The organism is uncultured Sanguibacteroides sp. (assembly GCF_900543425.1).
Lineage (GTDB): Bacteria > Bacteroidota > Bacteroidia > Bacteroidales > Marinifilaceae > Gabonibacter.
Window position 1 is genome coordinate 160,356 of the sequence record NZ_UQRQ01000001.1, and the last position, 12,485, is coordinate 172,840.

Genomic DNA, 12,485 nt, shown 5'->3' on the forward strand with positions numbered 1-12,485 from the left:
CTTGTCCCGATGATTCTTTGATATATAAGAATTTTCTATTTCGTGGAATTTTTCACCGGTAAAATAAGTACTTTTGCCGATAGGCAGAATAAAATGAAATGGAACATTTTCTGGAATATTTTGGTGTCGTAACGGGGATTATATACCTGATACTGGAGATCTTACAGCATCGGGCGATGTGGGTTGTCGGGTTCCTGACCTCTTTTGTCTATGTCTTTGTTTTTTTCTTTTCTAAGTTTTATGCAGACATGAGTTTGAATGTCTACTATGTTTGTATGAGTGTATATGGTTTCTGGCAATGGCAGAAAGTCGGAAGCAGGGAAGAAGAGAAAGAGATTGCTATATTGTATCGTCATTTGAATCTGAAGCTATTCTTGGGGATTATAACGGTAACAGTAATATTGTATGGGGTTTTATTTCAAATACTTGCTAATTATACCGATTCTCCTGTCCCGGCCGGTGATGCTTTTACAACGGCATTGAGTATTACGGCGACGTGGATGCTTGCCCGTCGGATACTGGAACATTGGTGGTTTTGGGTCGTTATTAATTTTGTATCCGTGTATCTTTATTACCAGCGGGGACTTTATCCGACTTGTTTTCTTTTTATTTGCTATGGAGTATTAGCTGTTGTAGGATGGATTAATTGGAGGAAAAAGGGAATTTTATATGATGGAAAATTATAAATGTGTAATTGTTGCTAACGGCTTATTTCCTTCCGGAGAGTTAGCGTTGAAGATATTAAGCCAGGCAGAGTATGTCATTGCCTGTGACGGGGCTGTAGTTCATCTGGAACAACATGGAATTGTTCCGGATATGATCGTGGGGGATCTGGACAGTTTACCGGAAGAGTTCTCTGTCCGTTACGCCGATCGTTTGTATCAGGTGAGGGAACAGGAGACCAATGACTTGACAAAAGCTGTTCGTTATGCAGGAGAGAAAGGAATCCGGGAGGTACTGATATTGGGAGCCACGGGGTTACGTGAAGATCATACATTGGGAAATATCTCCCTATTAATGCAATATGCTCCTGATTTTGACCGGATTGAAATACTATCTGATTACGGTTTATTTACGCCGCTTTTGAAAGATGCGACATTGGCGTGTCGTCCCGGGCAACAGGTTTCGCTCTTTTCTTTATATCCTCATGGCATTATTTCGACCTCCGGTTTGCGTTATCCTATCCGGAAGCGAAGACTTTTGTACTGGTGGGAGGCCACTCTAAACGAGGCTTTAGGGGAGACCTTTTCTGTTATCTTGGAGGAGGGGGCTAAGCTTATCGTTTATCGTCAAATGTGATAGAAAAAGTTATTTCATTTTGAAACCACAGGCAGTAATATTTGTTTTTTATGTAACCTGTAAATAGTTTTCAGGGTATAATCCGAGTAACCAAAAGGATTATGAAAGCTGTTTATTGGATATTATGGATGACGGGAATCCTATTTTGGGGATGTTCAGAGTCGACGACTACCCTTATATCGGAAGGGAACGGAAATGTAATGTTTTCGATTGTTTCGAACGGAGAAATCGACAGCGCCCAGGTCTTTTTTTTCAGAAAACGATTGACAAAAGATACGTTGATCCATCGGGAGGTAATAGGGAATATTTCGGAGACGCCCCGCCCTTTTGTTTTCGAGCTACCGGCAGGTTATTATTCTGTGGTGATTTACGGAAATGTATCTACAAAAAGGATAGTGGCTTTACCTCCTTACGCTCAAGAAAATATTTTATTGGATTACAGTAATGGGGAGGAACATCCTATGATTTATTGGGGACGTCAAGTGGTTAACGTGGGAAAAGATGAATGGGTAGCTTCGGCTTTGCTTGAAATTACCTCTTACGTGGAATTGACTATAAAGGGGGTTCCGGCAGGAGTGGATCAAATAGATGTTGATCTGTTGAACACGGGGGCAGGTGTTTACCTGAATGATATTTTGTGGCAAAAGTTGACAGAGCCGAATTTAATACAGTCTTTGTATGATGTGAAGGCAGATACGACTTATGTGGTTCGTTTTGCCTGTTTCCCAACGGTTGAATCTCTGGGTATGACTTCGTTGGATGTAAGATGTTACGATCGGGAAGGACTTTTGGTATACCGGGGAAAATCGGCTCCTTTTTCTGCTATTTCCAGAAGCTATATTACTTGCTCATTCGGGACGAATATTAGCAAAAGTACTTTTACCGGGAAGGATGATCATATAAATAATATAATACAATGGGAATACAATGAGGTACATCGTTAGTTTTTATGTCGGGTTGTTTTTGTTGGCTTGTAACACGGACCACGATGCATTACCGTTGGGAAATGGTATTACTCTGAAAATGGCTGTCGAGGGGGGCGAAGTTTTTGAAGATAATATTTATTCTTTAAATATATATGCTTTCCGGAAGTCTCGGGAAGGGGAGTATGTGTATTACCGTACTTTGGCAACACTCGGAAAAGGAGAAATAGACGCATTGGAAGATGGAGCTGATAATAAGTTGTTTACGACACGCTTGAGTTGGGGAAATTACAAACTATTTTTTGTTGCCAATGCAAGTGAAAATTATAAAGGAGAGCTACAACCCTATGTTACAAAACCGTCGGATGTGTTTCTAACTATGCCGGAAGGGGGAGTGGACAGTGTCTATTTTTTGGGTAATACCTTATTGAAGGTGACAGACGAAACAATACATCCTATACCGATAGAATTGAAACGGGCGGTAAGTCGCTTGGGAGTGGTTCTATACGGGGTTCCCGAGTCGATAGACAGTATCCGTTTTGATTTGCACAATATAGCGACAAGGATAGCTATCGACGGGTCTGTTTTTCCGGAAAATACCACTCTTTCTGGTAGTTACGTTATGGATAATAACGACGTGTATCGGAAAGATACGATGAATTATAGCTTTCTTACTTTCCCGACAGCCGTGGGAAAATCTGATTTGAGTTTGACTTTCGTGGGAAAATCCGGAGAAGAGAAGTCCGAGGTCATTTCATCGGTTGTATTGATGCCGGATCAATATGCGGTCGTAAAAGGAGATATCGACGATCACATGGGAGCTTTTCTGAGTTTTCATGTGACAATTCACTATTTTATTTTAGATAATAGTAAAGATTTCTTTTTACCCGATTTCACGTTAACTCCTTCAAAGTAAGATTAATTATCTTCCTTTTCTTCCTCGATGACTGGTTCTTTTGTTTCCGGTAACGGATAGTTAAATATATCGTATTTATCCTTGGGTTGGAGGTACTTCAACCATTGGAAACCTTTGAGTCTGGCTTCTTCCGGGTCGACAAGGAACAGGGGATTCAGTTCTCCTTCCGGTTTGTTTATAAAGATGATATCCGTCACCTTTCGATTTTTTATTTTGATACGTATGTCCGAACTGGTAGCCCGGTTCATTCCGATAATGACTCCTTTGTCGTCCGGATAATAGATACTCTCTCCGTTCCCATCCACGTATACCATATATAGCTCATTATCTTTAAAATAACCGGTCATGTTCCTTCCCTTGAGCTGGTCAAACATTTCGGTTTCTTCCCGTCTGGCTATCATCATGGCTTGTTTTTTCAGGTAAAATTCTTTTACGGTTCCTTTTCCGGTCAGAATAGATATGATTTCTCCCGTCATTTGATTGCCGGAAGCCCAGACCACCGGCTGATTATAAATGGAAATCAGAGAATCGACCGTTAAATAGACGACGGAATCGCCTACTCCTTGCAGGTCTTTACTATAGAACCTGACCTTGTAATAGGCTTTTAAAATATTATTACCTAATGTATCTTTGTTGAGAAAAAGTGTGTCGCCGTGTAAAAATAAAGAGTCCTGTTTTCCCGTTAGAATTAATAAAGCGCTATCGGTAACAAAGGCGTCGTTACTTTTTTGGTTGACCATTCCGTAATTCCCTTTTACAATAATATCGTTAATTGTATCGGTAAGTACCACATCGTCTATTAAAAGAGCCTCTTGCGTAATGCTGTCGATTACCATGGTTTTGGCTGTTCCTCCATAGGAGAGGTAGGTGATGTGATTATTTTTATAAAGTTCGGCATGCCCTGTTAACGTGTTGTACCATCCATCCTCTGAATATAAAGTGGTACCCTCTTCGCTCTTTCCGTATATATTCGTAGGTCCTAATATGGAGACGATTTTCGTCTCCGTTTGGTATTTTAGAGTATCCGAATGAATAATATAATCGGGAGCATCTACTCGTACGCTGTCTTTAAAATAAGCCAGTTTTGTTTTGGTAAAGTAGTTTCCTAACTTACTGGTTAGAACCGTTACACTATCTTTTATTTGTCCGCCGTTAAAATAATAGCCTATTTCAAACAAACCATCGTAATCCAGAAAGTTGGTCGTTAATGTGATCTTGGGATCCCTTAAAGAAACATTATTTCTGATTTTCACCATTTTCGTGTTACCATCATAATGCATGTAATCACCTGCCAGGTGTATGCTATCGTTTTGTATAGCCCTTACATGACCAAAGGCTTCAATGTAGTTACTGTCGGGATATTGGTAAAGACTATCGCACCACATAAGCATATTTTCATGAGCCATATGAACATTACCAATAAATTTATTTATTTTTTTCAGGTTATCGATCTTCAGGTTGTCGGCATGTTTTATATCAATCTTTGCCGGTTTTTTATTTTGTGCAGAAACACTTCCCGCGAATCCTCCCAGACAGATGCACAATATGATTCCCCAGACACGTAGCATTTTGTTTACGATTGATGATTGAAACATAACCTTATTCCTTTAGAAATTTATTTTATCCAGCCATCAAAATTAAATTTGGCGTTCTTGTACTCATCGTCAATATGTATATAAGTACTTTCTTGTTTTTCTTTAATCCATTTCTGAAAAGCTTCTTGCCGTTTCTCTATTAATAAATTATTCTCAAAAAAGCTCCAGTCGTCTTGTAAATTGGCTTTATGAGTAGGATAGTAAGCCTTGATTTTTATAATTTTATACTCTTCGATAGGACCGGATTGATCCCAGAAAGGGTCTGAGATTTCTCCTACTTGAAGATTTTTTACCTGTTTGGCCATCTCTCCTTTAATTTTCTCCAGAGGAAGTTTAGGATTGGCTTCTTCATCCACGATTAACCCGTAATTATTTCTTGTATTCTTATCATCGGAACTCATTTCGGCTACATATTCAAAAGGCACACTATCTCTTTGGATATACTTTACAATAGAATCCATTCTCTGGATAGCTTCCTGACGTTGGCTTTCTTCCACACGCGGGCGTAACAAAATATGACGTACGTTTACTTTGTCTCCTTGTCTGTCTATTCCCTGTATGAGATGGAATCCATATTCTGTTTCTACGATTTTAGACAGTTTCCCCGGTTTTAAGGCGAAGGCTGCTTCTGCAAATTCAGGGGCCAATTGACTTTTTGCGATATATCCTAATTCTCCTCCCTTGGCAGCTGATACCGGATCTTGCGAATACAGTCCGGCCAAAACGGTAAAAGATTGTTTTCCGCTTAAAACCTCATCCCGGAATTCTCTTAATTGGTTTCTAATCCTCTCTTTTTCCGAATCGCTGATTTTAGGACGAATTACAATTTGTTGAATTTCATATTGAGCTCCGACATCTCTTATACTGTCTTTATTTAATTTTTTGTAGTAGTAGCGAACTTCAGAAGGAGTAACTCTCACGTCTTTTACGATTTTTTGTTGCATTTCCGATGTGATTTCTCCCTCTTTTACAACAATTCGCATTTCGTTTTTGAGTTCTTCCATTGATTTTCCGAAATAACTCTCCATTCTTGCCTGAGAACCGATTTGACTGATAATGTTGTCTATTCTGGCATTTAGTAGTCGCTCCACATCCTCATCTGTTACGACAATACTGTCTACTTTTGCCTGTGCCAATAATAATTTATTTACCAGAAGTTGTTCCAGTACCTGGGTTTTATAATCGACTTGCGGATCGAGTATATTTTCACTTCTTAATTGCATCAATTGATTTTCAATTTCCGATTTTAATATGATTTCTTCTCCCACGACAGCCACAATCTTGTCAATTACATTATTTTGCGCCGAGGCGTAGCTTATAAAGAATGATAACGTAAGTAGTACTAAATATCTCATAATTTATTTGTAAAGTTATTTCAATAAAAAACGCTCTAAACTAATACTTTTTATTCAAAAACACGGAATAATCCGTCTATTTTCTACGATTTCAATATATTTTGACGTAATTTTTTTCTATTCCCTCTTCATTGATCTGTTTTTCCAAATTATCTTCGAAGTTCATTTTCTTCTTATTACGTAAAATGATTTCAATTTCCTGCTTCACGTAATCTGCCGGGGCAGTATCGTGTTCATTTAAAATTTCCTTGATTTTCAAGAAAAAATAATTTTCATCATCTTCTATTTCTATGTATTCTTTGTTTTTGTATTTCTTTTCCCAATCTTCTTGAGTAATGGGTAGAATATTTAATAAATATCTTAATTCTATCCATTTGTCATTGAAGTTATCATACTTTTTGGCATTGGTGATGCAATACTCTTCTAAAGCTGCTTGGTCGTTTGCTTCGTTGGAGCGGATCCATTTCCGGACATTATTAATGTTAGATGCCGATTTCGGAATAATGATTAATTGAGCTCTGACAACAGGAGTTCTCAATACAAAATTGTATTTATTTTTTTCATAATATTCGTCTATTTCTGATTGACGGATTTGAGCCTCTAATTTTTGGGATATCAATTTTTCCTTGTATTTATAGATCAAAATAGAGGAAGAGTATTCTTCTACTTGTTTGCGAATATCTTTTTCTTTATCGGAAAGATTCTGTAAAGCCTTATTTAGTAGTAATTCTTTTGTAATCCAGTTCCTCACGTATTTTTGTGCTATCAACGTACTGTCTGCTTTGGACGTACCCGTCGGAATTATTTCATTTACTTCGGAGAGAAGTAGGTATTTGTCCAATACTTTGGCTACCGGAATATCATTCGGATTGATTTTGTTACCGCATCCGCTTAGAAATAGAGTGAAGAATACGAGTATAAATATTGATTTCATGTTGTTGTTAAATAGTTGGGCGAAAATAGTAAAAAACCGTTTTAAATAAATCTTTTTACGGATGAAAGTTGAAAATAAGAGTAGTAATTTTTTAGAAGCGACTTATTTTGTACGTTTGTGGGGAAATCCGATAAAAGATGATGAAGATCGAGGATATATTGAAAGAGTATTGGGGATATGGTGAATTCCGTTCCTTGCAGAAAGAGATTATTCTGTCCGTTTTAGAGGGGAAGGATACACTTGCGTTGATGCCTACCGGAGGAGGAAAGTCCTTGACCTATCAGGTATCGGGTATGGCTCTTGATGGTATTTGTCTGGTCGTGACACCGTTGATCGCTTTGATGAAGGATCAGGTGGAAGATTTGAGAAGTCGGGGTATCGCTGCTGAAGCCATACATATGGGAATGGATGCGGACGAAATTGCATCCGTGATCAACAAGTGTATTTACAAAGGAGTTAAATTCCTGTATGTTTCTCCGGAACGATTGACTTCCGAACATTTTCGGATGAAATTGAGGGAGATGCCTTTGTCTTTGATTGCTGTGGACGAGGCACATTGTATTTCTCAATGGGGATACGATTTCCGTCCTTCTTATTTGCGTATTGCTGAAATTCGGGATTTTTTTCCCCACGTCGTAGTACTGGCATTGACGGCTACGGCTACTCCAGAAGTCGTTAAGGATATTCAGGAACAATTAAAATTTAAGACACCTCACGTGTTGTCGAAAAGTTTCCGCCGGGATAATTTATCTTATGTCGTCCGGAAAGTAGAAGATAAGGCCGGTGAGTTACGGATGATTCTTTCCCGGATGAATGCTCCGGCTATTGTCTATGTACGTAAACGTAAAAAGGCAGAGGAGTTGGCTGATTTTTTACAGAAATCGGGTATACGGGCTGATCATTACCATGCCGGGATGTCAGCCTTGCAGCGGGAAAGGAAACAGGAGGCTTGGAAAACGGGAGAGGTTCCCGTGATTGTCGCCACGAATGCTTTTGGGATGGGGATCGACAAGGCAGATGTCAGGGTAGTCGTGCATTATGATATACCGGATGCTCCAGAAGCTTATTTTCAGGAGGCCGGGCGGGCAGGTCGTGATGGGCAACGGGCGTATGCCGTTTTATTATATAACAATGCTTCTTTGACGGCTTTAAAAAATCGTGTGGAAAAAGAGTTTCCGGAAAAAGATTACGTGAAACGGGTATATGAAGCTTTGGGAAATCATTTTCAATTGGGGGAAGGAGAGGGGGCCGGACGGGTATTCGAATTCGATCCGGACCATTTCGCTTCCTGTTTTGAGCTGGATCAGGTAAAAGTGCTCTCGTCCATCGGTATTTTGAGTGTGGCGGGATACGTGGAATGTACGACGGATATCAACTCTCGTTCCAGGGTAAGATTTTTAATATTACGTGATCAGTTGTATGACGTGGATTTGGGAGATGAGTTATTGGAGCGTTTGATGGTCGTGTTGATGCGAAGTTACGCGGGTATATTTGTGCAGGACGTATACGTGGATGAAGAGTATATTGCAAGGGAATTGAATGTGGACAGGTATAGACTTTATCAGTCTTTTATCGTTTTGGCTAAACAAAAAATTATCCGTTACGTTCCGGGAAACAGCAGGCCTTATATTTTGTATCATCAGCCTCGTATGCCTTTGTCTTATTTGTCGATCGGTCGTGAAGTATATGAACTTAGAAAACAGGCTTATCAGAAAAAAGTGGGAGCTATGTTGGGATATATCGAATTAGAAGGGACCTGCCGACAATTGTATTTGATGGATTATTTCGGACAGAAAGAACATGAAAGGTGCGGGATATGTGATGTGTGCATAGATAGAAAAAAGAAATCAGAGAAACCGGGAAAGGAGAAAATCGACAGAGAAATTCTTGCTAAACTTTCCACGGGAAATATGGATATAAAAAAATTGGTTTGTTCCGTATCCGATGATCGGGATTCTGTCATTGCCCGTATTCGTTTTTTGCTGGACGAGGGTATTATTTATTATGTTACGCGTACTGATTTGGGTATAAAAAAATAAAGGGATGAAAGGCGCTTTTTTAGAGACAGAACGGTTGATTCTCCGAAAGATGTCCGTAAAGGATTTTTCCGTTTTGTCTACCATGTTACAGGATCGGGAAGTTATGTACGCGTGGGAGTATATCTTTACCGACGAACAGGTGTACGCGTGGATCAGACGGATGAACGAGAGTTATGAAAAATGCGGATACGCTTATTTTTTGGCGTGGGATAAGCAATTGTGCGAAGTAATCGGACAAATTGGTTTGTTGCGGGAAGAGATAGAAGGAAACGAATATATCGGTATCGGTTATATACTGTGTAAAAAACATTGGGGTAAAGGATATGCCACGGAGGGAGCAAAGGCTTGTATGGAATATGCTTTCCGTGTTCTTGGCGCTTCGTCTGTGATCGCTGACATTCGTCCTGAAAACTTATCGTCTCGTACCGTGGCGGAAAGGATCGGTATGAAAATGGCCGGTGAGTATAATAAGATGGTAAATGGTAAAGTGATGCCTCATTTGATATATCGTGCTACTAATCAGTAATAAGATTTTTATACCCCTTGTCTGTTACCGAAAAGAGAGATATGGAGACGGTCGCAGTAGCGCCATCCGTAACGGATGCAATGCTCCAATGTCTTGGGTATAGTACGTTCTAACTCCTGAGGAGTCGCTCCCATGGGCATCAATAAGATGTCTTCGTTTTGCCAATCCGTGAGTTGGGTCAACAACTCTTTTATTTCCTCTATATCCTGTTCGGCGGAGTAAACAAATTTGAGTTGAAAATCCTTCTCGTTTTCACGGGCATGAGTAATGAACGATTGGATGTTTTTCAGGTTTATCCGGGTGGCATCGTGCTGATGATCGTATGGCGAAGGAGGAATGGAGCCGGTTAATTTGGGAGAGATACTGAAAAAATCGATTTCAGCGGCACAAGCCTTATCGAAAAGGGTCCCGTTTGTTTCAACGGTAATGTGGAGCGGAGCTTCCTGTTTCAACTTCCGGCAAAGTAGCGTCACTCCTTCGGCTTGAAGGAAGGGTTCTCCGCCCGTGATGACGATATGACGGATATTTTCCCGATTGTGTTTGACGATCTGAACGATATCTGCGATAGGAAGTCGGAAACTATCCTTGATCTTAAAAGCGGCATAAGCCGTGTCGCATTCAACAACCCCTTCCGGAGTTTGCCAGCAACAATGTAGGTTGCATCCCGCTAACCGGATAAATAATGAAGGTATGCCATTCAACTTTCCTTCACCTTGAATGGTTCCCGGAAAAGTGAAGCCGGAAGCCGGAAGTTTTTCCAATGGATTACCCGCTTTATCTCGGGTGATAGGGAAGATACCGTCTTTTGCCAGTTGAATAAGCATAATGGTTGAATGAGTCGTTTTAGTTCAATGCTTTCCACCACAGATCGTCCTTCCATTCTTCCTGAATGGCTTCGGAGAAACAAATATCTTTTAGGGTAAAATCGACCAACAAGAGATCTTCCCGGAATGCTTCGGCATAACCGGTCGCCGTTTCATGTACCCGTACGGAATTTAACCGTACGTTTCCTTCTCCGTTTTTGTGTTCCGTGTGTTGCAGTATTTTGTCGATCAGGAATAAAAAGAGTAAGGCATAACCTTCGGCAGAGGGGGATACGGGAATCTCTGCCACTCGTCGGTTATAACGGTATACGAATTGCTTTAAATCTTCTTCCTCTTGCTTCCAAAGCGAATAAGAGTGATCGAAGCTGTCGATCAGTTCTTTTACCTTATCCAGTAGTACGAAATCCATGACCATATATCCTTTATCCAGCTTATCGGAGGTAATGAATACTTCCACGATATAGGAGTGCCCGTGAATGTTTTCTCTGCATCGTTGCGACGAACAGTTCCGCACGATATGAGCTCCTTCGAATTTAAACAATTTACGAATTAACATGTTGTCATTTTTTGAGTTATTTTATCGTGGGATCTTCAATTCCGGCTTCGGCAAATGCTTTTGCCCGTAAGAGGCAACTGTCGCATGTCCCGCATGGTTGGTTTCCTCCCCGGTAGCAACTCCACGTCAGACCGTAATCTACTCCTAAAGTGGTTCCTAAACGAATCTCTTCGGCTTTGGTCATATGCATAAAGGGGGCGTGAAGGGTTATATGGCGTTTCTTTTCCGCACCTAATACCGTTCCCAGGTTTATGGCGTTTTCCATAGCTTTGATAAATTCTTCCCGACAATCCACATAACCGGAATAATCCACTTCGCTAACTCCGATAAAAATATCGGTAACACCCAAGGCATCCGCGTAAGAAGCGGCAACGGACAAAAATACCATATTGCGGGCCGGAACGTAAGTAGCCGGAATATCAGTCCGTTCTATATTTCCATCTGCAACCTCCAGTTTTTCGTCGGTAAGCGAACAACCGTCCCATTGATTCAGCAGCAACTCGACGATTTTATGCTCTTTCACGTCGACGGCTTTTGCCACGGCCTTGGCGGAAAGTAATTCCTTATCGTGTTTTTGACCGTATAGGAAGGTTATAGCATACAGTTCGTCGAATCCCTGGTGTTTTGCCAGATAAACTGCAGTCGTCGAATCCAATCCTCCCGATAATAAAACAATCGCTTTCTTCATAATGTCTTCTACTTCTTGTTTTGTTTTACAAAAGTAGTGAAAATATTTTGCTTGACAAGGTTATTCATAGTAGGCTGTACAGGGAGAAAAATAACGGCGAGTCAATGAGTTTTTAATATTGTGACATAATCTTGTCGTAAGATATTTAATTAATGACTGATATTGTTGTAATTGCAGTCATTTTTTTCTAATCGTAGATCTTTCTTTTGTGTAAGTAGTATATGATCAAAAAGTATTTGCCGATGCGGTGAAGTGGGCAAAAGTAAAATAATTGTTTTTTCATTCGTTAAAATAGGATATATTTGTCTGAAATGTAATATGAGTATGGATAGGACAAATGTAGAAGTAAGACGAGTGGCTTTCGACAGGAAACGTTATTTGGATTTGTTGTTGGATGCGGATCCTTCGGAGGAGATGATCGATCGTTATATCGAAGAGGGAGATATGTTTGTATTGTTATTGAGAGAAATGGTCGTCGGAGAAGTCGTTGTGGACCGGAAAGGAGAGATCAAGAATCTGGCAGTTTATTCCGAGTACCGATGTCAAGGGTACGGAGGTTATCTGTTGGATTACTTATCGGAGTATTATCGAAACCGATTCGAATGGTTGTGGGTTGGAACGAGTGAGTCGGGAGTAGGGTATTACGAGAGAAACGGTTTTGAATACGATCATACGATCAAAAATTTTTTTGTCGACAACTATTCGGAACCTATATGGGAGGACGGGAAACAATGTGTTGATATGTATTATTTAAGGAAAAGGCTGTTTTGAAGGTTATTCGTTATTCTTTTGTATTTAGTTTGAGTTTTATGGAATAAGTGGGAAAAATA

Annotated in this window: 12 protein-coding genes and 1 pseudogene; 7 read left to right on the forward strand and 6 right to left on the reverse strand. The window is 40.1% G+C overall.

The annotated features are described in order from the left end of the window. Nucleotides 1-98: 98 nt before the first annotated feature. The 4 genes from pnuC (at nucleotide 99) to QZR76_RS00595 (ending at nucleotide 3,138) form a co-directional block, all read left to right on the forward strand. Complete coding sequence (gene pnuC / locus QZR76_RS00580) at nucleotides 99-686, forward strand: nicotinamide riboside transporter PnuC (RefSeq protein ID WP_294139442.1); 588 nt, start codon at nucleotides 99-101, stop codon at nucleotides 684-686. After that, on the forward strand, nucleotides 670-1,299 hold the full coding sequence (locus QZR76_RS00585; RefSeq protein WP_294139443.1) for a thiamine diphosphokinase: 630 nt from the start codon (nucleotides 670-672) through the stop codon (nucleotides 1,297-1,299). Before pnuC ends, QZR76_RS00585 begins: the two co-directional genes overlap by 17 nt. A 101-nt stretch (nucleotides 1,300-1,400) precedes the next feature. After that, complete coding sequence (locus tag QZR76_RS00590) at nucleotides 1,401-2,243, forward strand: hypothetical protein (RefSeq protein WP_294139444.1); 843 nt, start codon at nucleotides 1,401-1,403, stop codon at nucleotides 2,241-2,243. After that, nucleotides 2,227-3,138, forward strand: a complete 912-nt coding sequence (locus QZR76_RS00595) for a FimB/Mfa2 family fimbrial subunit (protein WP_294139445.1) — start codon at nucleotides 2,227-2,229, stop codon at nucleotides 3,136-3,138. Before QZR76_RS00590 ends, QZR76_RS00595 begins: the two co-directional genes overlap by 17 nt. Before the next feature lie 2 nt (nucleotides 3,139-3,140). Here the strand turns inward: QZR76_RS00595 and QZR76_RS00600 are convergent, their stop codons facing one another. The 3 genes from QZR76_RS00600 to QZR76_RS00610 all read right to left on the reverse strand — a co-directional run bounded on the left by QZR76_RS00600 (nucleotide 3,141) and on the right by QZR76_RS00610 (nucleotide 7,022). Continuing rightward, nucleotides 3,141-4,733, reverse strand: coding sequence for an OstA-like protein (locus QZR76_RS00600; protein ID WP_294139446.1), 1,593 nt, complete (start codon nucleotides 4,731-4,733; stop codon nucleotides 3,141-3,143). Between the two features lie 20 nt (nucleotides 4,734-4,753). Continuing rightward, nucleotides 4,754-6,088 (reverse strand): peptidylprolyl isomerase, encoded by a 1,335-nt coding sequence (locus QZR76_RS00605; RefSeq protein ID WP_294139447.1) that lies wholly within the window; start codon nucleotides 6,086-6,088, stop codon nucleotides 4,754-4,756. 91 nt (nucleotides 6,089-6,179) lie between these two features. Beyond that, nucleotides 6,180-7,022 carry a peptidyl-prolyl cis-trans isomerase gene (locus tag QZR76_RS00610; RefSeq protein WP_294139448.1) on the reverse strand — a complete coding sequence of 281 codons (843 nt, stop codon included), beginning with the start codon at nucleotides 7,020-7,022 and terminating at the stop codon, nucleotides 6,180-6,182. Between the two features lie 137 nt (nucleotides 7,023-7,159). Between QZR76_RS00610 and QZR76_RS00615 the strand changes: the two genes are divergently transcribed. After that, nucleotides 7,160-9,061: an ATP-dependent DNA helicase RecQ gene (locus QZR76_RS00615; RefSeq protein WP_294139449.1), complete on the forward strand. Its 1,902-nt coding sequence runs from the start codon at nucleotides 7,160-7,162 to the stop codon at nucleotides 9,059-9,061. 4 nt (nucleotides 9,062-9,065) lie between these two features. Continuing rightward, entirely contained in the window at nucleotides 9,066-9,587 is a 522-nt protein-coding gene (locus tag QZR76_RS00620; protein WP_294139450.1) for a GNAT family N-acetyltransferase, read from the forward strand. Nucleotides 9,588-9,595: 8 nt separating this feature from the next. On the opposite strand, the gene QZR76_RS00625 is transcribed toward QZR76_RS00620, so the two are convergent. From QZR76_RS00625 to queC, 3 genes and pseudogenes are all read right to left on the reverse strand, one after another. Then, on the reverse strand, nucleotides 9,596-10,411 hold the full coding sequence (locus QZR76_RS00625; RefSeq protein WP_294139451.1) for a 7-carboxy-7-deazaguanine synthase QueE: 816 nt from the start codon (nucleotides 10,409-10,411) through the stop codon (nucleotides 9,596-9,598). Nucleotides 10,412-10,430: 19 nt separating this feature from the next. Beyond that, the gene (locus tag QZR76_RS00630) at nucleotides 10,431-10,967 is read right to left on the reverse strand and encodes a 6-pyruvoyl tetrahydropterin synthase family protein (RefSeq protein WP_294139452.1); all 537 of its coding nucleotides are present in this window, start codon (nucleotides 10,965-10,967) and stop codon (nucleotides 10,431-10,433) included. 16 nt (nucleotides 10,968-10,983) lie between these two features. Continuing rightward, a pseudogene (gene queC / locus QZR76_RS00635) lies at nucleotides 10,984-11,661 on the reverse strand (7-cyano-7-deazaguanine synthase QueC); the annotation flags it as partial. 318 nt (nucleotides 11,662-11,979) lie between these two features. Here queC and QZR76_RS00640 point away from each other — a divergent pair. After that, nucleotides 11,980-12,426 carry a GNAT family N-acetyltransferase gene (locus QZR76_RS00640; RefSeq protein ID WP_294139453.1) on the forward strand — a complete coding sequence of 149 codons (447 nt, stop codon included), beginning with the start codon at nucleotides 11,980-11,982 and terminating at the stop codon, nucleotides 12,424-12,426. The last annotated feature ends 59 nt before the right edge of the window (nucleotides 12,427-12,485 follow it).

Excerpts from the sequence above, each read along its gene's own strand:
- pnuC (WP_294139442.1), top strand. The coding sequence starts at position 99 with ATGGAACATTTTCTGGAATATTTTGGTGTCGTAACGGGGATTATATAC.
- QZR76_RS00585 (WP_294139443.1), top strand. The coding sequence starts at position 670 with ATGATGGAAAATTATAAATGTGTAATTGTTGCTAACGGCTTATTTCCT.
- QZR76_RS00590 (WP_294139444.1), top strand. The coding sequence starts at position 1,401 with ATGAAAGCTGTTTATTGGATATTATGGATGACGGGAATCCTATTTTGG.
- QZR76_RS00595 (WP_294139445.1), top strand. The coding sequence starts at position 2,227 with ATGAGGTACATCGTTAGTTTTTATGTCGGGTTGTTTTTGTTGGCTTGT.
- QZR76_RS00600 (WP_294139446.1), bottom strand. The coding sequence starts at position 4,733 with ATGTTTCAATCATCAATCGTAAACAAAATGCTACGTGTCTGGGGAATC.
- QZR76_RS00605 (WP_294139447.1), bottom strand. The coding sequence starts at position 6,088 with ATGAGATATTTAGTACTACTTACGTTATCATTCTTTATAAGCTACGCC.
- QZR76_RS00610 (WP_294139448.1), bottom strand. The coding sequence starts at position 7,022 with ATGAAATCAATATTTATACTCGTATTCTTCACTCTATTTCTAAGCGGA.
- QZR76_RS00615 (WP_294139449.1), top strand. The coding sequence starts at position 7,160 with ATGATGAAGATCGAGGATATATTGAAAGAGTATTGGGGATATGGTGAA.
- QZR76_RS00620 (WP_294139450.1), top strand. The coding sequence starts at position 9,066 with ATGAAAGGCGCTTTTTTAGAGACAGAACGGTTGATTCTCCGAAAGATG.
- QZR76_RS00625 (WP_294139451.1), bottom strand. The coding sequence starts at position 10,411 with ATGCTTATTCAACTGGCAAAAGACGGTATCTTCCCTATCACCCGAGAT.
- QZR76_RS00630 (WP_294139452.1), bottom strand. The coding sequence starts at position 10,967 with ATGTTAATTCGTAAATTGTTTAAATTCGAAGGAGCTCATATCGTGCGG.
- QZR76_RS00640 (WP_294139453.1), top strand. The coding sequence starts at position 11,980 with ATGGATAGGACAAATGTAGAAGTAAGACGAGTGGCTTTCGACAGGAAA.